21 protein-coding genes and 1 pseudogene are annotated in these 19,065 nt (G+C 67.5%); 4 read left to right on the top strand and 18 right to left on the bottom strand.

All coding sequences use genetic code 11. The annotated features are described in order from the left end of the window. Positions 1–7 precede the first annotated feature (7 nt). Both A5753_RS08465 and A5753_RS08460 read left to right on the top strand, forming a co-directional pair. A complete protein-coding gene (locus tag A5753_RS08465; RefSeq protein ID WP_067125708.1) occupies positions 8–685 on the top strand; it encodes an MBL fold metallo-hydrolase in 678 nt (225 codons plus the stop codon). Positions 686–943: 258 nt separating this feature from the next. Further along, positions 944–1,297 (top strand): ANTAR domain-containing response regulator, encoded by a 354-nt coding sequence (locus A5753_RS08460; protein ID WP_082971233.1) that lies wholly within the window; start codon positions 944–946, stop codon positions 1,295–1,297. A gap of 404 nt (positions 1,298–1,701) precedes the next feature. On the opposite strand, the gene A5753_RS08455 is transcribed toward A5753_RS08460, so the two are convergent. The 14 genes from A5753_RS08455 to A5753_RS08405 all read right to left on the bottom strand — a co-directional run bounded on the left by A5753_RS08455 (position 1,702) and on the right by A5753_RS08405 (position 10,744). After that, positions 1,702–2,499, bottom strand: a complete 798-nt coding sequence (locus A5753_RS08455; protein WP_197694629.1) for a TIR domain-containing protein — start codon at positions 2,497–2,499, stop codon at positions 1,702–1,704. Positions 2,500–2,815: 316 nt separating this feature from the next. Next, a complete protein-coding gene (locus A5753_RS08450; protein WP_067125702.1) occupies positions 2,816–4,252 on the bottom strand; it encodes a hypothetical protein in 1,437 nt (478 codons plus the stop codon). Further along, positions 4,249–4,482, bottom strand: a complete 234-nt coding sequence (locus A5753_RS08445) for a hypothetical protein (RefSeq protein ID WP_231990041.1) — start codon at positions 4,480–4,482, stop codon at positions 4,249–4,251. The genes A5753_RS08450 and A5753_RS08445 overlap by 4 nt, the downstream gene beginning before the upstream one ends. Positions 4,483–4,580: 98 nt before the next feature. Continuing rightward, positions 4,581–4,859, bottom strand: coding sequence for an HNH endonuclease (locus A5753_RS08440; protein ID WP_067125698.1), 279 nt, complete (start codon positions 4,857–4,859; stop codon positions 4,581–4,583). A gap of 4 nt (positions 4,860–4,863) precedes the next feature. Further along, positions 4,864–5,004, bottom strand: a complete 141-nt coding sequence (locus A5753_RS24290) for a hypothetical protein (RefSeq protein WP_156656020.1) — start codon at positions 5,002–5,004, stop codon at positions 4,864–4,866. Between the two features lie 88 nt (positions 5,005–5,092). After that, the gene (locus tag A5753_RS08435) at positions 5,093–5,878 is read right to left on the bottom strand and encodes a hypothetical protein (protein WP_067125695.1); all 786 of its coding nucleotides are present in this window, start codon (positions 5,876–5,878) and stop codon (positions 5,093–5,095) included. 27 nt (positions 5,879–5,905) lie between these two features. Further along, positions 5,906–6,241: a hypothetical protein gene (locus A5753_RS08430; RefSeq protein ID WP_067125694.1), complete on the bottom strand. Its 336-nt coding sequence runs from the start codon at positions 6,239–6,241 to the stop codon at positions 5,906–5,908. Next, positions 6,238–6,675 (bottom strand): hypothetical protein, encoded by a 438-nt coding sequence (locus A5753_RS08425; RefSeq protein ID WP_067125691.1) that lies wholly within the window; start codon positions 6,673–6,675, stop codon positions 6,238–6,240. Before A5753_RS08425 ends, A5753_RS08430 begins: the two co-directional genes overlap by 4 nt. Continuing rightward, positions 6,665–6,973 carry a hypothetical protein gene (locus A5753_RS08420; protein WP_067125689.1) on the bottom strand — a complete coding sequence of 103 codons (309 nt, stop codon included), beginning with the start codon at positions 6,971–6,973 and terminating at the stop codon, positions 6,665–6,667. Before A5753_RS08420 ends, A5753_RS08425 begins: the two co-directional genes overlap by 11 nt. Next, positions 6,970–7,107 (bottom strand): hypothetical protein, encoded by a 138-nt coding sequence (locus tag A5753_RS24285; protein WP_156656019.1) that lies wholly within the window; start codon positions 7,105–7,107, stop codon positions 6,970–6,972. Before A5753_RS24285 ends, A5753_RS08420 begins: the two co-directional genes overlap by 4 nt. A 331-nt stretch (positions 7,108–7,438) precedes the next feature. Continuing rightward, on the bottom strand, positions 7,439–8,545 hold the full coding sequence (locus tag A5753_RS08415) for an AAA family ATPase (RefSeq protein WP_082971225.1): 1,107 nt from the start codon (positions 8,543–8,545) through the stop codon (positions 7,439–7,441). Beyond that, positions 8,542–8,802, bottom strand: a complete 261-nt coding sequence (locus tag A5753_RS08410; protein WP_067125686.1) for a hypothetical protein — start codon at positions 8,800–8,802, stop codon at positions 8,542–8,544. Before A5753_RS08410 ends, A5753_RS08415 begins: the two co-directional genes overlap by 4 nt. 158 nt (positions 8,803–8,960) lie before the next feature. Further along, a complete protein-coding gene (locus A5753_RS24280; RefSeq protein WP_156656018.1) occupies positions 8,961–9,131 on the bottom strand; it encodes a hypothetical protein in 171 nt (56 codons plus the stop codon). 158 nt (positions 9,132–9,289) lie between these two features. Next, positions 9,290–10,744, bottom strand: a complete 1,455-nt coding sequence (locus A5753_RS08405) for a recombinase family protein (RefSeq protein ID WP_067125685.1) — start codon at positions 10,742–10,744, stop codon at positions 9,290–9,292. A 15-nt stretch (positions 10,745–10,759) separates the two neighbouring features. On the opposite strand from A5753_RS08405, the pseudogene A5753_RS08400 reads away from it, so the two are divergent. Further along, a pseudogene (locus A5753_RS08400) lies at positions 10,760–10,945 on the top strand (MBL fold metallo-hydrolase); the annotation flags it as partial. A 7-nt stretch (positions 10,946–10,952) separates the two neighbouring features. Here the strand turns inward: A5753_RS08400 and A5753_RS08395 are convergent. Then, complete coding sequence (locus tag A5753_RS08395; RefSeq protein WP_067125681.1) at positions 10,953–11,396, bottom strand: universal stress protein; 444 nt, start codon at positions 11,394–11,396, stop codon at positions 10,953–10,955. Positions 11,397–11,678: 282 nt separating this feature from the next. On the opposite strand from A5753_RS08395, the gene A5753_RS08390 reads away from it, so the two are divergent. After that, complete coding sequence (locus A5753_RS08390) at positions 11,679–13,265, top strand: hypothetical protein (protein WP_067125679.1); 1,587 nt, start codon at positions 11,679–11,681, stop codon at positions 13,263–13,265. Positions 13,266–13,309: 44 nt separating this feature from the next. On the opposite strand, the gene A5753_RS08385 is transcribed toward A5753_RS08390, so the two are convergent. The 3 genes from A5753_RS08385 to A5753_RS08375 all read right to left on the bottom strand — a co-directional run bounded on the left by A5753_RS08385 (position 13,310) and on the right by A5753_RS08375 (position 18,997). After that, on the bottom strand, positions 13,310–14,728 hold the full coding sequence (locus tag A5753_RS08385) for an MFS transporter (RefSeq protein WP_067125676.1): 1,419 nt from the start codon (positions 14,726–14,728) through the stop codon (positions 13,310–13,312). A gap of 57 nt (positions 14,729–14,785) precedes the next feature. After that, positions 14,786–16,945, bottom strand: coding sequence for an excinuclease ABC subunit UvrB (uvrB, locus tag A5753_RS08380; protein WP_067125674.1), 2,160 nt, complete (start codon positions 16,943–16,945; stop codon positions 14,786–14,788). A gap of 87 nt (positions 16,946–17,032) precedes the next feature. Continuing rightward, a complete protein-coding gene (locus A5753_RS08375; protein WP_369829304.1) occupies positions 17,033–18,997 on the bottom strand; it encodes a serine/threonine-protein kinase in 1,965 nt (654 codons plus the stop codon). Positions 18,998–19,065: the final 68 nt, after the last annotated feature.

Below are 19,065 nucleotides of genomic sequence, written 5' to 3'. Positions count from 1 at the left end.
AGCGCACATGACTGCAGTGGACGACAACTACACCGGACACGTTGACCCCGGTGCCGCGGCCCGCCGGACCCTACCCGGCGCCACGATCCTAAAGGTGTCGGTGGGCCCCATGGACAACAACGCCTATCTGGTCACTTGTTCCGCTACGGGCGAAACACTGCTGATCGACGCCGCCAACGACGCGGACGTGCTGATCGACCTGATCCGGCAGAACGCGCCGAAGGTGTCGCTGATCGTGACCAGCCATCAGCACTTCGATCACTGGCAGGCGCTGGAGGCGGTGGCGGCCGCCACCGGGGTGCCGACCGCCGCCCACGAGATCGACGCGGACCCACTGCCGGTCAAGCCGGACCGTTTGCTGGCCGGCGGTGACACGGTGCGGATCGGCGAGCTGACGTTCGACGTCATCCACCTGCGCGGGCACACCCCGGGATCGATCGCACTGGCCCTCGACGGCCCCGCGACCGGCGGGGTCACGCAGTTGTTCACCGGCGACTGCCTGTTCCCCGGAGGTCCTGGACGTACAACACGCCCGGAGGAGTTCGACTCGCTGATGAGCGGTCTCGAAACGAAGGTCTTTGGCCGCTTCGACGACGCCACGGTCGTCTACCCCGGCCACGGCGACGATACGACGCTGGGCGCCGAGCGGCCGCACCTCGCGGAGTGGCGCGAGCGCGGCTGGTAATCACCGCGCGGGGGTTATCTCGCGCCGACATATGCGCGCGTCGCCACATATGCCTGATTCCGGCATTTGCGCTGGTAGCGACATATGTCCGACTTTTCGCGTCTGCCTGGCGCTGCCTTCAGAGGAAAGCCGGGAATTGTCGATGACAACTGCGGCTAGATCGGGTATTCCTCTCTATAGATGACTTTGGATCGAACCGGGCCCCGATCCAAGTCGCTAGCCGGGAACACGACTTTGTGATCTGACGAGGTGCTTTCCATGTTGGACAGTAACTTGCCGGTTGTCGAAGCCACTCGTCTGGGCGTGGACGAACCGTCTGCGCTAGCTGCGAAGGTACAGGCTTTGGCTCAAGAGGTTGAGCAGCTGCGCCGTGCTCTGGAAACGCGCGACATCATTGGGCAGGCCAAGGGCATGGTGATGGAGCGTTTCCATGTCGACGCGATGGCAGCATTCGATCTGCTGGTGAAGCTTTCGCAGAGGTCGAACACCCCTGTGGCCGTGATTGCTCAAAAGCTGGTAGACGCCGATCACCCGACGCGCAAAGGTCGATCTGGCGCCGTATTAAGTCCGGCACCCGACGGAACGCATACGACGTACCTGAGTCGGAGTTGACGCCACCCATTACGCAGGTGTTAGCGGCACCGGGAACCTTTACGGTAGCTGCGCGGTTGTCTTCCGTTTGGCGAGTCGCCGCGTTCAATCGCGAGATCAACAGCGTTCGGGTGCCCGCCCTGTTCATCGACGGCTGTCTGTTTCCCGGCGACGAGGATGGTCACCTGTCGCCGCGGTTGGCCGGCAAGCTGATGGCCGCGGCACTACCCGACCACTTGGACGCACCGCTGCGACACCGATTCGCTACCAGAGCGCGTGCCGCCGGATCATCCCGCAACCTACGCGGTGCAAACGATGCTCGGACATGCCAGCGTCGCGACCACCGAGCTATATACAGCGGTCGACAACGACGAGATACGAGCCGCGATGGAAGCGGGCACGCTCTAAGTGGCCTGGCCTGGCGACTACCTCAGCGCGGTCCGGTCAACCGTGAACCCGGCGGCTTCGATTTCGCGCGTGAGGTCGATCTTCCAAGCGCCGCGGGCGTCGACCTCGACGTAGACAAGGCCGTCGAGGTCCGATGGTGTCTCGACGCCATCGTCATAGAGCATCACCACTCGATCGCGGCCAAGGAGGGCGAAGAAGTAGCCCATCTCGAAGACGACGTTTTGTCGCGCGCGTGGCCGGTCATCCGCGTCGGTCGCTGCGCGCCCGACGTCGTCGCCGGTGGCGAGAATGATCGCGAAACCTGCTGTCGCAGCGTACTTTTCGAGTTTCTCCAATATGGTCGATCCGCCGCTGACCTGTTCATGGAGGATGATTGGCTCGATGTTCGTGAGATTGCGGACGAAGCGCGCGACGGTCTCCTTCCGCTCGCTGTTCCTGCCGTGGACTATGAATATCTCGGTTTTGACTCCGGGCTCGCTCTCCGCGACCTCAAGCGGTGTCTCCGGTGCGTCGTCATCCTGCAATTCGACTTCCGCGATCGCAGCGCGGAGGTATCCAATACCGCGCTGAATTCCGCGGCGTCTGGCTGCGTCGAATTCACTTTGCGGTGTGCCACCAGGGCCGATTGAGAACGCGCCCAGCGAGTACCTATTTTCGCGGAACTCGGCAAGAGCCGTGCTTCCCTCGCCGACGGTGTGGCGCAACACAGTCTCCGTCGTGGTTCTCCACTCGCTGAAGTCGTCTGGATCGCCGTCCTTGGCCGCGGCAATCTGCTTTTCGAGGAGCTCGATCTTGCGAGCCTTGCTGGGAGCCACGGAGGTCAGCTTGTCACAGCGGACGCATCCGAGCACAGCAGCGGGGTAACCGTTCCCCACCGTTGCACGCCCGAGTGTACGTCTGCATCGCCGGCCCGCTGTTGATCCGTACCCGCAAGTTCCTGGCGTACCCGCGCTGCCATAGCTTCGCGAGGACCAGAGACCGGCCAGCGTACGGATTCGCGTCGCCGACGTCGGCCAACGAGCCCTCGTAGAGCGCACGGGTCGCGGCCTGCCGCATCGTCGTCACGCGCCCAGGATGCGCCCCGACCGCGTCCCGCGCCGTCGTGCCACGCCGACGCTCTGGGTTTCCTGGTTAGAGCAGGACGACTTCGCGCCGGTCACCAGTGGTGCGCCGTCCGGGTCGCGCCGGCCGCACACACGCCACGCCCCACACCGCCAGCGACGCCGCGATCAGCACCGACGAGCCGGGTGCCTTGCGGTCCCAGCCGAACGCCTGACCGCCCAGCATCGGCCGCTGCTTCGCAGACAGCACACCCCGCGACAACTCGACCTGACCGCGATGCGCCAGCGCGCCATCGGCGACCGCATCGACGAACTGGCCCGCAGCGATCGCGACGTCGCGGTGTCCGATCATCGTCGGACGCACTCTGGCGCCAGCCCAGTCGAGTTCGGCCGGCGCCCCCCGTTCGTCGACGACGACGGCTCGCACCCGCCCGTTCAAGTGCGCGCTGATCCACTGCGGCAGCCACGTCACACCTGGCGCCGTCGTGTACCACTCGACGTGGAGCCGACCATCCGCGCGCCGGCCGGCGACGCACACGGTCGCCTTGTCCCGCGACGGCCCAGCATCCACGCCGATCGCGACGTCGGTCACCGGCACCGAGCCAGGATCGGTGAGCGCTTCCCACACGGCGGCGTCGAACACCTGATCGCCCGCGGCGTGCGGAACCCACATGCTGAGCCGCTCGGCCCGGAATGTGTCGGGCGGCAAGACGGCGCGGTCGTCGGCGATGGCCTGCAACGGAACTCGGCCCGTCGCCACGGCCGGATTCGTGCGGATCCACACCGCCTGGTCGTCGATATCGTCGCCCCACTCCGCGCACCACTCGGACCAACCGAGCCGCGGGTTCAGCCCGTCGTGGGCGGACTTGCGCATCGTCGAGAACGCTTCGGAGTCGTGCATCGGACCCGGTGCGGTGCCGAAGAACAACGATTGCGCGTGTGGCCGGCTGTAGACGGTGGGTTGCAGCGCGCCGACCTCCGCGGCCGGCAAGTCTTCGGCTTCGTCGACGATCAGTCGGTCGATCGACAGGCCGCGGCCGGCCGACGCCGAGCGCGTCGTGAACGCGATCCGCGCCGCAGTGTCCAGTTCGACGTACTCGGCGCCGATCATCTGCGAATGCCGGCGTACCCGGCCGGCGAGGTCGGCGTCGGACTGGATGACTTCCCACAGCCGGCGGAAGGCATCGCTGGACGTCTTCACCGCGTGCGCGGTGTGCAAGATCTGCTCGTCGAGTTCGAATAGGCCGAATAGCTCCAACGCCAACAAGATTTGGCCCTTGCCGGACTGGCGGGCCACCACGACACCGGCCTGCGAGCACGACCAGGTGCCGCCGGACTCCCGCAGGATGCCGCGCACGATGCGGCCCTGCCAATCGTCGAGCGGCACTCCGTACGCGGCGGCAAGCTCGACGCAATCTTTCCCGGTCAGTTCGCTACCCGCAGGCCATGTTTCGAACGTCGGCGCCGCGGTCGTCACGGCCGGCGCCGGCCTGGTCCTGGTGCTCATCGTGCCGCCCGTCGACGGCGGCGCGCCGCTATCTCGTCGAGCTTCGACCCAGCAGCCGCCGGCACTGACTGGCCCAGCGCCGCGACCGTAATCCGATACTCACGCGACGCGGCGATCACGTCGCGCGGCGACGTCTCCGGGCTGTCGATGATGCCCGCCAGACGGTCCCGCAGCGCCTCCAAACGAGCGCGATCGGTCTTCGGTTTCGGCTTCCTGTTTGCTCGGGACATTCGGGGCTCCAGATATTTACCTATGCCAGGGGGGCGTCGCGCGGATCGTGCTCAACGGGTCCATCCCCCTACTCCTATGTTGTGGCTGGTCAGTCGGCTCATCCGAGGGCACCGCTGTTGCGGCCGACGGTGCCGTCGGGTTGGTTGCTGCGGCGTTCGTTGCAGTGCTTGTGTGCTGGGCGTAGCTGGTTGTCGCCGTGGTCGTCGCCGCCGTGGCTGGTTGGCGTGTTGTGGTCGACGACGAAGCACCATGGGTCGGGCCAGGGCACGGACAGGTCGATGGGTTGGCCGCAGAAGCAGCAGGGTTGGCCGGCGCGGACGAGTTGGGCGATGCGTCGTCGCGCTCGGTCGCGGATTGCTTTGGTGGCGAACGGCATTGACTTAGTCCTGCTCGCCGTCGCGGTCGTTGTCCGCGCCCCATGTCCGGCTGGTCTCGAACGTAACGCCGGGCCGCGGGTTGTGCGTGCCTCGGCAGCGGTCGCAGCGTTGGCCCTCGGGTGCGCAGTCTGGGTGGGTGCTCACGTCCTGGTCCTCTTTGTCGTGGTGGGCTCGCGGCCGGCGACGCGCCATGGCTACGCAACGCACGCCGGCCGCGAGTGATCGGGGGCGGCTACCAGCTATTCACGAGCCGTTCTGCACGCTGCTTTTCTTCCTCCTGCTGCCGCTGCCGACGGTCAGCCTGGAACGTCGCGAGGCGTCCCTGGTATTCGGCCAGCGTCGGCAGTGCCAGCGCGATCCGGCGGCGGGCGAGGTCCCACGGTGAGACGTCGAGGCGCTGGGCGCCGGCTGCCTCGACGGCTGGCACCCACTCCTCGGAGGGCGCCGCGGTGTAGATCAGCGGGACGGGTCCGGCGAGGTTGACACCGGCGACGGTGGCCAGCGCCTCGAATCCGGCTCGGGCTGCCGACCACGCCGTCACAGCGATCTGCGCGTCGTGCAGGAGGCGCATGTCGTCGCCGCCCTTCGCGACGACGGCAGATGTGTTCCCGAGGTTCAGGCCTGCTTCCGCTGCGGCGGAGAGCGCGGCCGAATGCTCGGTGAGGGCGTCGGACCAGCCGGCCAGGATGCGCTGGCTGTGTTCGACGAGGGTTTCCCGAAGTTCGCTTTCTGCCCGCGTGCGGGCGGTCTGGCTGATGTTCGACGCGGCGAGTTCTCTGGATGTGAGGAGTTGTTGGATGCGCTTGTCGGTGCGGTAGTCGCGTCCCTCGCTGATGGCGTCGATCACTGCGTTGTGAAGGGCGGCGGTGAGTGCTGGGGTCGCGGCGATTTCGGCGATCGCGGCGGCAACCTCGTCGGCGTGCTGGATCTGGTCGACGTACTCGCTCGGCAATTCGACGCTGAGGATTTGTGCGGTCTTGTGGACGATCTGCTGGTAGCCGCGGGCTGAGATTTGCACGGTGGGTTCCTTTCTGGGGTGGTGGAGCTAGCTGAAGTTGAAGTTGTCGCGCGGGATGTCGTCGTGTCGGGGTGGGCTGGTCCGGCTGACGGAGCGCCCGTCGGTGAGTCCGGGTAGGACGTTGGCGTCTTCGTCGTCCGGCGCGAACAGTTCTCTCGCCCACTGCCGCTGTTCGTCGGTGTATTCGCCGGCGTCCTGGTCCTGGTCTTGGTCGTCGCCGGTGGTGGTGCGGCCGGCGAAGAAGTCCGAGGCGAACTTCCGGTCGGCGTCGCTGGTCGCGTTCGAACTCAGGCGTTCACGAAGTTGCGTCACCTCGTCGTCGGTCAAGCTCGCGAGCAGTCGGGCTCGCTCTCTCTGGTTCATGACTTCCCTTCGATGTGTTGGCGAAGTGCCAGTTCGTCGACCAGCCAGCGGCCGGCGATCTTGTCGCCGCCGAGCCGGCGTGCCAGCCGGCGGGCCTGTCGGCGCGAGATACCCAGGCGGGCAGCTGCTTCGGCGAGGGGCACGGTTGGTTCCACAGGCACAGGATGGCCGGCGAGCAGCAAACGCATGTCCGAATGTCCGTTCGCGGCCATGCCGTTGCCTGGACCAGCAGAATTGTCGTCGGCGGTCATGTCCGCTTGCGCGGTCATCGCGGCGTGCAATTCGGCAGCTAGATCCTCGAATTCGCCAGTTGGCAGCCCGGACATGCGGCGCTGCCGGATCGCGATCAGCTGGCCTTGCAGCGTGGCGCGCAGCGCCGGCCCGCTCAGAACCACGACGCCGCCGACACGCAGCAGACCCGATTCAGCGGCCACCGGCCGGCGCCCCGCTCTTCGACGGCAGCCCGGTCGATCCGATCACCAGGCCGGCGACAACTCCCCGCGGCCGGCGGGCAAGCGGCAGCGCCCCGAACCACTCCCGGCAGCGGTCAAGCGCTGGGCAGTCGGCGCATGTACGCAGAGCGGCTGCGCGGGCGAGCTCGAGTTCGGCTCTGCTGGCGAGCTTGGTGCGTTCGGCGATCGTCGCCTCGAACAGGTCCGCCCTGCCTTTGCAGCGGGCGCCGGGGAGGTCTGGTATGCCGGCGATCAGCGCAGCCATGGACTTCCAGTTCATGCGAGGTCTCGTTTCAATGCGGCGTACCAAGGGCAGCTGTCGTCGTGCTTGACGACGCCGCGGAAGTATCCGGGCTCGACCTCGGCGACGGCCGCGACGCTGTTGCAGTCCGGGCATGCGACGACTGCCGCCATGTCCTGCCCTGGCTGGCGTCGGCTGATCCGCACGCGCGCTCGCCTGCGCTCCGCGCGGTTCACTTCACACCGCCTGGACGGCGCACCGGGCCGCGCGTCCCCGTCCGCGGGGGTGTCTCTACGAGACACACCCCCCGCGGAAACGTTGGGACACGCTCGCGGCCCACGGTTCCCAACGTTTCCCCACCGGATCGGGGAAACGTCTGACCTGCGCTTTTACGTGTCGGCAGGGTCGACGTCTCCCCGGTCATTGTCGCAACGTTTGTACCGACGTTTCCCCGCCAAATCGGGGAAACGTTGACCTGGCCTTTCGCTGTCACCAGAAGCATGGTCAGAACATCCCTTCTGACGTTTCCCCGGCGGTTCGGGGAAACGTTGTGACGGCCTTCCGCTGACGCACTGCGTCGGCGATCGTGGCGTTCCGGAAGGTGTGTCCGGCCAGCCGCAGCGCTTCGCGCGCCCGACGATTCCCCGTCTCGACTGGCAGCCGAAGTTGGATCATGGCGTCGATGCACGCGCCGATCTGACGCCGTTCAGCGTCGGGCAGGGACTTCGGTCGGATGATGTGCCGGAGGTGCGGGTCGTACTGGCGCAGCAGCAGCAGACGGTCGGGGTGCGCATTGCCACGCTGGCGTTCGAGCGCGAGGTTCACGAATACCTCGTCGTCCACGCCGCTGGGTTGGGTGGCGAGCATCCACACGGCGTCCACGTCGTCGGCCTTTGCGCTCGACCCCCGCGCGGTCGTCTTCACGCCGTGCCCGCGGTGGTCGAGCCGCACGACAGCGCGGCCAGCACCTTTGAGCGGTGCCAGCGTGTGCCGGTACAGCGCCCGGTAGGTGTCGGCGCTGTTTTCCTCGCCGGCCACTACTCGGGCAACGGTGTCGAGGACGACCACCGCGGCCTCGTGGTGCCCGGCGAGGTCCACCAGGTCGACGCCGCCGGCGGGCCCGTCGAGCGGCGACATGCTCGGAAACGACAGGTACCGCAGATTGCCTAGCTCGCCGGGTGTGTAACCCATATCGCGCAGCCGTTCGATGATGTCGAACTGGCCGTTCTCGTGATCGACGTAGAGCACCCGGACCGGCGGTTGTGGTTTCTGGCCGAAGACGGGTCGGCCCGTCGCGAGCGCGGCGGCGACGTCCAGCATCAGAAGGCTCTTGCCGGCCTTCGCTGTCGACACCAGCGCATAGGACTGGCCGCGCGCAATGAAGTCTGGAACCAGCCAGTCCACTTCCTCGCGTGCGCCGTCGAATGCTCGTTGCCAGTCGATGACGGGGTGTCGTTTGTGCGCCGGCATCGGCACCGTGGGCGCCTCCCCCCGAGAGGTTTCGCCGCCGGGTGGCGGTTCGGGTGCGCCGGGATCGTCGAGCCGTTCGAGGTTGGCGACCGCGGCCATCTGCCGCGCCGAGACCAGGCCGGGATCGACGTTGGCGGTCACGCCAGGGCTCCGTCTGTCAGGGCGTACAGCAACTCGGCGAGTTCGCGATCCTCGCCACCGCGTCGCCAAAGTGCTTGCAGCACTTCGAATTTGAGCAGTGGAACTAGACCGGACTCGAGGACGTGCAGTGCCGCATCACGGCCGGCGTCGACCAGCTTGTCGGACAACGGCGGTTCGGAGCAGCGACAGGGCCACGGATCGCGGCATCCGCAGTCCAGCGGCGCGGAGCGCAAGGCGGCTTGCCGCCGGCGCGTCATTTGGCTTCGAGCGTCCTGCCGTGCTGGCGGGCGAGTGCATGGAACCCACCGCAGTCGCTTGTGCGCAGGCACGGTGTCGGCCGCGGTATCGTCGTTATAGTTCTTCGCCGAGAACTGTGCCGCCCGATTGTGCGTCGGGCGGCTTTCTCGTTCCGGGGTCATGCCGCACCGCCCCGCATGATCGCCGCAATGCGGTCGCGCTGCTCGGACGTGAGCGGCGGAGCAGCGGCCAGGGCCTTCTGAACGCAGTTTGCGATGCGTTGCGCGGCGGAATTGGGGTCACTGCGATCGCTTTGCAGCGCAGTGTTTTTCGTGGCAGTTGTAGCCATTTGGGGTACTCCAGGCAGCGTTTAGTAGAGACTCCGCTGCCGGAGTGGGCTGAGACCGCCTGTACACCTGGCCTTACTTCGACGCTTACGCGGAACGCCGGGTGTCCCCTGTTCTCACAGCAATTCCCTCATGGGAGGGCGCCGGTGTCGCCTTTATATCACGACGCTTGCGTCTTCCAGCGGAACTCGACGCTCGCCGGGTCGAAACCTGGACCTGGCCGCGTCGGATTGATGGCGACGCGCAGTCCCAACGCTTCCAGCACCGCGCGACGCTGCGATACCGCCATTTCGTCCCACCGCTGCCGGGCGGCTGGCCCAGCCAGCGGCCGAATCGCCTCGACGTCGAGCGACACGACCGAATCGCGCAGGCGGCTCTCCGCCTCGTCGAGTTCCGGCTGTATCCGAGCGGTGATGCGGCGCAGCTGCTCAGCTGATATCGCCGCGTCCGCGAACGCGTCCGCAGCTTCGGATAGGCGCCGGTTCAGTTCATCCACACGATCGGAGTAACGCCGGGCCTGCTCGTCGTCGCCCATGAGCCAGTCCAGGGCGTCCGGCTTCGACAGTCGCGCGATGACGACCTCCCGGACAAGCTCGTCGACTGACGGCTCAGACCGACCCACGCAGCCCTTGCCGTCGCAGACATACAGTTCGAGCGGCCGGCCGTGGCGTCCCCGCTTCGTGACCGCGCGTAGCTTCGCGCCGCAGATCCCGCATTCGCCGATCCCCCACGACAGCAGATGCCGGCGCGCGCCGGGCCGGGTGACTGTCGCGTTGGTGCGCCGGGCCGGCTGAGTGAGAAGCGCGACGACCTTCTCGTGTTTCACACGGTCGACGATCGCCGGCCAGCAGCCGTCGAACCGTTCCTCATCGGGCAAGCCGCGGTGGTGGACGCGCTGGGCGATGTTCGATTCGCGCATGGCCAGTTTCTTGACCGACGTCTTCCCCCAGGCCGTCGTCTTCGGCGCCGGCTCGCCGCGCCGGTTCAGATCCTCGGTGATCCCGCGCAGCGTGTCGCCGGCCAGCAAGCGGTCGACGATTTCGCGGACCACGTTCGCCTCTTGCGGGTGCTCGGTCCATGTGGCCGCGGCGCCCAATCCGTGCTTGGTCCAGCCGTAGCCGAGGTCGCCGGATGGCCGGCCTGATCGGGCCCGGCGTGCGGCGGCAGCGGTTACGCGCTCGGACTTGATTTCGGACTCCCAGGTGGCGAGGGCTCCCTGAATGTCGACCCAGGTGCGGCCGGCCGCGGTCGACAGGTCGTAGTCGCCGCCCTGCGCCTCGGACACGTTGACCTTGCAGGAGTGGAACGCGTCGATGAACTCGGCGCGCTCGCGACGGTTACGAGTCATCCTGGTCAGGTGGTAGACGATGACGCGATCTATACGGCGGTCGCGGGCCAGCGTGAGCACCTTCTGATATGCGGGTCGGCTGGCGCCGCGAAAGGCGCTGATGTCGTTGTCGGCATGCTCGGCCACGACCTGATAGCCGCGGGCGGATGCGAAGGTGCGCGCGTGGTCAAGCTGGTCAGCGACGCCGACGGCTTGGCCGCTGGTGTCCTGGCTGATACGTGCATACAGCGCTACTCGCTCGCCGGAGGTCGCGGCCGAAGTGTTCACATGCAAGAGCCTACGGTGTTCCCGGGCGGTGTCGGGAAGACGTGGCAACCGGGCGATTTCACCCAGCTGATCGAGGACGTCAGCACCCGGGTGTTCGACGTGTATGACGACTCCACCGTCATCTACCCGGGCCACGGCGATGACACGGCGCTGGGCGCCGAGCGCCCCCACCTGAGCGAATGGCGCGAGCGGGGCTGGTAGCCGGGCGCTACGTCGTCGTGTGCACGATCAACACGTCGGTCTTGGCCCGACGCGAGACGTTGGCCGGCACCGATCCCAGCAGCCGACCGGCGATCGTGCTCAAGCCGACGTTGCCGACGACGAGCAGATCGGCCTGCTCCTCCTCGGCAAGCTGCACCAGCGCATCGACCGGGGCCCCGACAATGGGTCGCTCGTCGATGTTCTTTGCGCCGGCGGCGTGGGCACGGTCCTTGGCGTCGCGCAAAATCGCGTAAATCGGCGCGGTGCCCGAAACCTTATAGCTTTCCTCCCGCAGGGCGTCTGCGGCGCGGGCGTCCTCATGTTGGGGCAGATATGCCGACGCCACAATCAGCTTGGCGTCCTCTCCGGCGATCTGCGCCGCCTTCTCCACCGCGCGCATCGACGAATCCGAGCCATCGGTTCCTACCACCACAGTCCGATAGGCGCCCATTTACCCTCCCAGTTTCGGTTGGTCAGCCAACCCAAGACAGTAGCGCGTTTGCTCGATGCAGAGGAGACAGATCAATCACACGAAGCGGCGTGGCGCGTCCGCAATTTGCGGGTTCTGGCCGTGGCGACCGAAGATATCGGCAATGACAAAACAGTTAATTGCACGCGCCCAACGTGGAAGGCATTGCATTACGCCGCTTTTCGCCATTGAACGCACGAAGAGCGAATGCGCCGGACGCTTTGTGACCGATTGCATGAACCGCGACTTACAGTAACAAGCATCATGTCCATGCCCACCCTCGAGCCCACGCTCGAACCGCGTGCCGGGGATGTTGGCGCCGAACCTGCGTCGGGGCGTGCGCGCGGCAGGTTGCTCGATCCCTGGGCGATCGCCCTGTTCGCCACGGGTGTCAGCGCCGCCTGGGCCTGCCGGCCCTCGCTGTGGTTCGACGAAGGGGCGACGATATCGGCTGCGGCCAGCCGGACTTTGCCAGAGCTGTGGCGGTTGCTGGGCCACATCGACGCCGTCCATGGCGCCTACTACCTGCTGATGCACGGTTGGTTCGCCATCTTTCCCCCCACCGAGTTCTGGTCGCGCGTTCCGAGCGCGTTGGCGGTCGGGGTCGCCGCGGCCGGGGTCGTGGTCTTGACCAGGCAGTTCACGCCCAGCCGGAGTACCGCGGTATGCGCCGGAGTCGTCTTTGCGATCCTGCCGCGCATCACGTGGGCGGGCATCGAGGCCCGCTCGTATGCGATGTCGGTGGCCGCGGCGATCTGGCTGACGGTCCTGTTCGTCGCCGCGGTGCGGCGGCGCCGGTCCTGGCTGTGGGTCGGCTACGCCGTGGCGCTGATGGTGTCGATTCTGCTGAGCCTCAACCTGATCCTGCTCGTCCTCGTCTACGCGGCGATGCTGCCGCTAGTAGCCGCCAAAGGATCCCGCAAGTTCCCAACGATCTGGTGGGCGGCCAGCACGGCCGTCGCGCTGGGCGCGATGACGCCGTTCATCCTGTTCGCGCACGGGCAGGCGTTCCAGGTCAATTGGCTTTTCCCGGTCAGCTGGCACTACGCCTTCGACATCACCCAGCGCCAGTATTTCGACCACAGCGTGCCGTTCGCGGTGCTCAGTGCGGTCATCATGGTGGCCGCGGTCGCCGCTCGAATGGCCGGCGCGCCCGCCCCTCCGGGCGACATCGCTCGCCTGCTGACCAGCTGCATCGCGTGGGTGGTGTTGCCCACCGCCGCCGTCGTCATCTACTCGGCGGTCGACGAGCCGATGTATTTCCCCCGCTACCTGATCCTGACCACGCCGGCGATGGCCGTTGTGCTGGCGATCTGCATCGTCACCGTCGGGCGCCGGGCGTGGCTGATCGCCGGTCTTGTCGCGCTTTTCGTCGGCGCGGCCGTCCCCGACTACCTGTTCGTCCAACGTTGGCCGTATGCCAAAGAAGGGTGGGACTACAGCCAGGTCGCCGATCTGATCAGCACGCACGCCGCCCCCGGCGATTGCCTGGTGGTTGACAACACCGTGCCGTGGCGGCCCGGCCCGATTCGTGCGCTGCTGGCCACCCGGCCGGCGGCCTTTCGGTCGCTGATCGACGTCGAGCGCGGCGCGTACGGCCCGAAGGTCGGATCGCTGTGGGACGGGCACGTCGCCGTGTGGCTGACGACGGCCAAAATCAACAAATGCCCGGCGATTTGGACCATCACCAACAAAGACAACTCACTGCCCGACCACCAAGCCGGGCGATCGCTGCCGCCCGGAAGCGCTTTCGGGCGGGCTCCGGCGTACCGATTCCCGGGCTATCTCGGTTTCCGCATCGTCGAGCGATGGCAATTCCACTACTCGCAGGTTGTCAAGTCCACGCGGTGATTTGCCACTCACTTAGCCGGCCGGCCGGCAAGCAGGGAATGAGCTCAGCCTCCGGCGCCGACGGCCTCGGTCTGCCGGGTGGCGCGCGTCGCGGCGTATGACGCCGCCACGCCGGCCGCGCTCACCGCGGTGAAGACGGTGAACAGCATGTGCGCCGCCATCCCCTCGCCACCGGTGGCGGTGTTGACGACGACACCGGCCAATCCGGCGCCGATCGCGGCGGAGGTGAGCTGGACGGTGTTGATCGCCGCGGACGCGGCGCCGCCTTCGGCCGGGTCCGCGACGGACGCCATCGCGCGGGCCGACAGGTGGGGCCAGGCCATCCCGATCCCGATGCCGGCGACCACCAGGGCCACCGCCCACAGCGCGGCGGTCCACCCCGAGTCATCGCCATGCCGTGCCACGGCACCCAGCGCCAGGCCCGCCGCCACCACCATCGGCGCCACCAGGACCACCCGCCCGATCGTCCGCGGGTGCTCCAGCGAGGCGCTGACGATCTCGCTGACCGTCCAGCCCACCGCGAGCGCCGCCCCCAGGAACCCCGCCGCGATCGGCGTCAGGTGCGCCAGTCGCTGCCCGAACAACGGCACATAGGTGGTCACCATCGCCGCGCCCATCAGCACGCCCATGGTGAGGTAGATCCACTTCAGGGGGCCGGGAGAGAACACGCTGGGCGGCAGGATCGCGGCGTGCATGCGCCAGTCGACGATCACGAACACGCCGACCAGGCCGATGCCGGCCGCGAGCAGCCCATACGTCGCGGCTGTGTTATGCGGAATCTGCGCGACGCTGACGGCCAGCGCGGCCACCCCGATGATCAGCAGCGACCACACCGGGACTCTCATCCTGGGAATACCGCTCGCCGAGCTGACGCGGGCCAGCGCGACCGGGACCAGCAGGGCCATCAGCGCGGTCAGAACGGCCATCGCAACAAACGCCCATCGCCAGATCCCGAACTGCGCGAACAGGCCGCCGGTCGTGGGGCCGACCACCGTGGCGACCCCCCACATCGCCGACACCAGGGCAGAGCCCCTGGTCCACAGCCGGCGGGGAAGCGCGGAGTTGATGACCGCATAGCCCAGCCCGGCCAGCAAGCCCCCGGCCACCCCCTGCATGGCCCGTCCAGCAATCAAAACATGCATGGTGGGAGCGGCAGCGCAAACGAGGCTAGCGACGCCGAACACGGCGAGCCCCAGCAGATATGACGACCGCGCACCGACGCGCAGCAGCGTCGGATTGACCATCGTGGCCGCGACCACCGAGCCGACGAGATACAGAGTTGTCACCCACGCGTAGAGCCGGCTGCCGCCGATTTCGGCGATGGTGTTGGGCAACAAGCTGGTGGTCAGGAATTCATTGGTGGCGTAGAGCGCCACCCCGCCGGCCAGCAGTACCGAAGTTCTCAGATACCTCGCGCCCAGCAGCTCACGCCAGCCGCCGGTGATAGTCGCCGCGTCGGTCACTCCTCCACCGTATGGGTTCTCGCGCCGAGCAGAGCCGGAGATCGATTGCCAGCAAACTCATTTCAGGCCGGCGGCGTCCATGCCCCGCAGTTCCTTCTTCAGGTCGGCGATCTCGTCGCGGAACCGCGCCGCCAGCTCGAACTGCAAGTCACGAGCCGCGGCCATCATCTGGGCGGTGAGGTCCTTGATCAGGTCGGCCAGTTCGGCGCGCGGCATGCTGGCCGTGTCGCGGCCCTCGAACACCCCCGCGCTGACCGCGCGGCCCGGCTCTCCCTGGGCGCGCCGGCCACGGGACGCATTGCGCCCCGACCCGCCGATCTCCACCGTCTCGCTGTCGTCCGCCTCGCGGTAGACCTGGTCGAGAATGTCGGCGATCTTCTTGCGCAGCGGCTGTGGGTCGATGCCGTGGGCCTCGTTGTAGGCGACCTGCTTCGCCCGGCGGCGCTCGGTCTCGTCAATGGCCTCTTTCATCGAATCGGTGATGGTGTCGGCGTACATGTGCACCTCGCCGGAGACGTTGCGGGCGGCGCGGCCGATGGTTTGAATCAGGCTGCGCGATGACCGCAGGAAGCCCTCTTTGTCCGCGTCCAGGATCGCGACCAGTGACACTTCGGGCAGGTCCAGGCCCTCGCGCAGCAGGTTGATGCCGACGAGCACGTCGTACTCGCCCAGCCGGAGCTGACGCAGCAGTTCCACCCTGCGCAGCGTGTCGACCTCGGAGTGCAGATAGCGCACCCGAATGCCCATCTCGAGCAGGTAGTCGGTGAGGTCCTCGGCCATCTTCTTGGTCAGCGTCGTGACCAGCACCCTTTCGTCGGCCTCGGTGCGCTTCCGGATCTCGCCGATCAGGTCGTCGATCTGCCCCTTCGTCGGCTTGACCACAACCTTCGGGTCCACCAGGCCGGTGGGCCGGATCACCTGCTCGACGAACTCGCCGGCGGACTGGCTGAGCTCGTAGGGGCCGGGGGTGGCCGACAGGTACACCGTCTGCCCGATCCGGTCGGCGAACTCCTCCCAGGTCAGCGGGCGGTTATCGCACGCCGATGGCAGCCGGAATCCGTATTCGACCAGGTTGCGTTTGCGCGACATGTCGCCCTCGTACATGCCGCCGATCTGCGGGACGGTGACGTGGGATTCGTCGATGACCAGCAGGAAGTCTTCCGGAAAATAGTCCAGCAGGGTCGCCGGCGGCGAGCCCGGACCCCGGCCGTCGATGTGCCGGGAGTAGTTCTCGATGCCCGAGCAGAACCCGACCTGGCGCATCATCTCGATGTCGTAGTTGGTGCGCATCCGCAACCGCTGGGCCTCGAGCAGCTTGCCCTGCCCCTCCAACTCGGCGAGCCGCTCGGCCAGTTCCGCTTCGATCGTCGAGATCGCCATTGCCATCCGCTCCGGGCCGGCGACGTAGTGGGTGGCCGGGAAGATTCGCAGCGAATCGACCTGGCGAATCACGTCGCCCGTCAGGGGGTGCAGGTAGTACAGCGCCTCGATCTCGTCGCCGAAGAACTCGATGCGCACCGCCAGCTCTTCGTAGGACGGGATGATCTCCACCGTGTCGCCGCGCACCCGAAACGAGCCGCGGGTGAACGACAGGTCGTTGCGGGTGTACTGGACGTCGACCAGCAGGCGCAGCAGCGCATCCCGCGGTACCTCGGCGCCCACCCGCACCTCGACCGAGCGGTCCAGGTAGGACTGCGGCGTGCCCAGTCCGTAGATGCACGACACCGACGCCACCACGACCACGTCGCGGCGCGACAGCAGCGAGGACGTCGCGGAGTGCCGGAGCCGCTCCACGTCGTCGTTGATCGAGCTGTCCTTCTCGATGTAGGTGTCGGTCTGCGCGATGTACGCCTCGGGCTGGTAGTAGTCGTAGTACGAGACGAAGTATTCAACTGCGTTGTGCGGCAACATCTCTCGCAGCTCATTGGCCAGCTGGGCGGCCAGCGTCTTGTTGGGTGCCATCACCAGGGTTGGTCGCTGCAGGCGTTCGATGAGCCAGGCGGTGGTGGCCGATTTCCCGGTACCGGTGGCGCCGAGCAGCACGACATCACGCTCCCCCGCCCTGATCCGGCGTTCCAGCTCATCGATCGCGGCCGGCTGGTCCCCGGCGGGATCGTGCGGGCTGACGACCTCGAAGTCGCCGCCGACGCGAACGACGTCGTCGACAGCGCGATACTCCGAGTGCGCTACTACGGGATGCTCCGTGGCGAATGCCATGGCACCAGGGTAGAACCGATCACCGACAAGCGTCGGCGAGCTGGTCGCGGTAGCGGATGCGAGGCTCGCCTGGTGGTACCCGGGAAACTATCCCGCCGGCCGCGTCCACGTCCGGGTGATCGGATCGCATTGCAGCAGGTAGCCGTCACTGGACGTGCTCATGGCGAATACCGGCGTGCCCGGCCGGTCGCACGAGGTCCCGGCGGCGTGGGCGCCCATCGTGATCGGCGCCTTGGCCCAGCTGCTGCCCTCGCAGACGATCTCCTCGCTGTTGGTCGGGTCGTAGGCGACCTTGCCGACGTCACTGCACGGCCCGCCGAGCACCGGCGGCGCCGAGGCGGACGCGGTGGTCGAGGTGTTGATCACCTGGGTGGGGTCGCCCAGCGTCACCGTGGCGGGCGCCTGGCCGGTCCGGGTGGCGACCACGGGCACCCTCACCACCGCACCCTGGGCGCCACATTCATTGCTCAGCACGGCCTCGGTCAAGGTGCCGCGCAGCGTGCCGTCGGCCTGCGGCGCCAGCGACCAGGCGATGGTTTCCTGCTGGGTGGCCGTGACCTGTCCATTGGGTTGGGTGCAGCCCACCCGCTGTTGCGCCGGAGTGCCCTGCCAGTAGCCGCCGATGAAGCGCAGGGTGTCGGTCTGTACGCCGCCGGCGGTGCTGGCCAGTTGGTGGGTGGCGTCGTCCAGCCGGGTGCCGGTGGCCGCACATCCGTTGGTGGTGCATACCGACCGGAACGCCCACCAGCTGGTGGTGGCCCCGGCGTGCCGGACCGAGACGCCATTGGTGGTGCGCTTGGTCTGGTCGTAGGCCAACCGGTAGGTCCCGTTGAGTACCGGCCCGCCCGGCGTGGGTGCGGCACTCGCGGCCGGGACGGACGGTTTCGACGCGAGCGCGGGGTTGGCCGGCGACGCGTCGGGCTGGACGGAGTAGAGGATCGACCAGGTCGCCGCGACGGCGATGAGCACTGCACACAGCAGCGCGATGGCCCACCGGGCCTTCGACGAAACCCGGTGGCCCAGGCCGACGATGGCGCCTCCGGGACCCCGCCGGTGCTGCGGGTTCGTTACCACGGCGCGGGGCCCGAGCCCGCCGCCGACTTCGGAGACGTCACCGAGTGACTCGCGGACGGCGGTGGCGAACGCGCGGCACCGCTCGAACCGCTCCTCGGGGTTTTTGGCGAGGGCCCGGAAGAACACCTCGTCGAGCTCGGCCAGCTCGGGCCGGAAATCGCTGAGCCGCGGCGGATCCTCGTGCAGGTGCTGACTGATCACCGCGATCGGATTCGAATGCTGAAACGGAGGCGCTCCGGTGAGAAGATGGAAAGCCGTTGCGGCCAAAGCATATTGGTCCGCCCGGCCGTCGATGGGCGAACCCGTCAGCTGCTCGGGCGCGGCGTACGCCACCGTGCCGACCGCGACGTTGGTTTCGGTGATCCCGCTGATGTCCCCCAGGTGACGCGCGACACCGAAGTCCGCCAACAGGATTCGACGCTCTCCCTCTTCGGGATGGGTGAGCAGGATGTTGGCGGGCTTGACGTCGCGGTGCAGCAGGCCTCGATCGTGGGCGTAGTCCAGCGCGCCGGCGACCGCTTGAACGATGGCGCACACCTCGCGGATCGGCATCCCCTCGGCGTAGTTCTCCTTGACCAGCCGCGAGGCATCCGTGCCCTCGACATAGTCCATCGAGATCCACAGATGCCCGTTGAATTCGCCGCGGTCGTGCACACCGACGACGTGGGGGTGCCACAGCGTCGCCGCGAGATCGGCCTCCCGATTGAATCTTTCGCGGAACTCGGGGTCGGCGGTCACCGCCTCGGCGAGGACCTTGATGACGTCACGCCGGGGCAGCCTGGGATGCAACGCGAGGTGAACCTCGGCCATGCCGCCGGCGCCCAACTGCCGCAGGATCGTGTAGCCGGCGAACGACGCGCCGTTGCTGACCGCCGGGCGCGACTCAGAGGACTCGTCTTTCTGCTGCGCCACCACGGGTTGCGCGTTCGGCGCGGAATCGACGGGGGGTATCCGGCGGAACAACTGACCGATGGGCATGGCGGGTAGCGAGTGAAAACCCGCGCGCAACGCCTCGCGGGCTTGCCGCGGATTGCTCAGCAGCCCCC

Source organism: Mycobacterium sp. 852002-51971_SCH5477799-a (assembly GCF_001667145.1).
Taxonomy (GTDB): Bacteria; Actinomycetota; Actinomycetes; order Mycobacteriales; family Mycobacteriaceae; genus Mycobacterium.
Note: the sequence above shows the minus strand (reverse complement) of the source record. Positions and strands in the feature narration are given on the sequence as shown.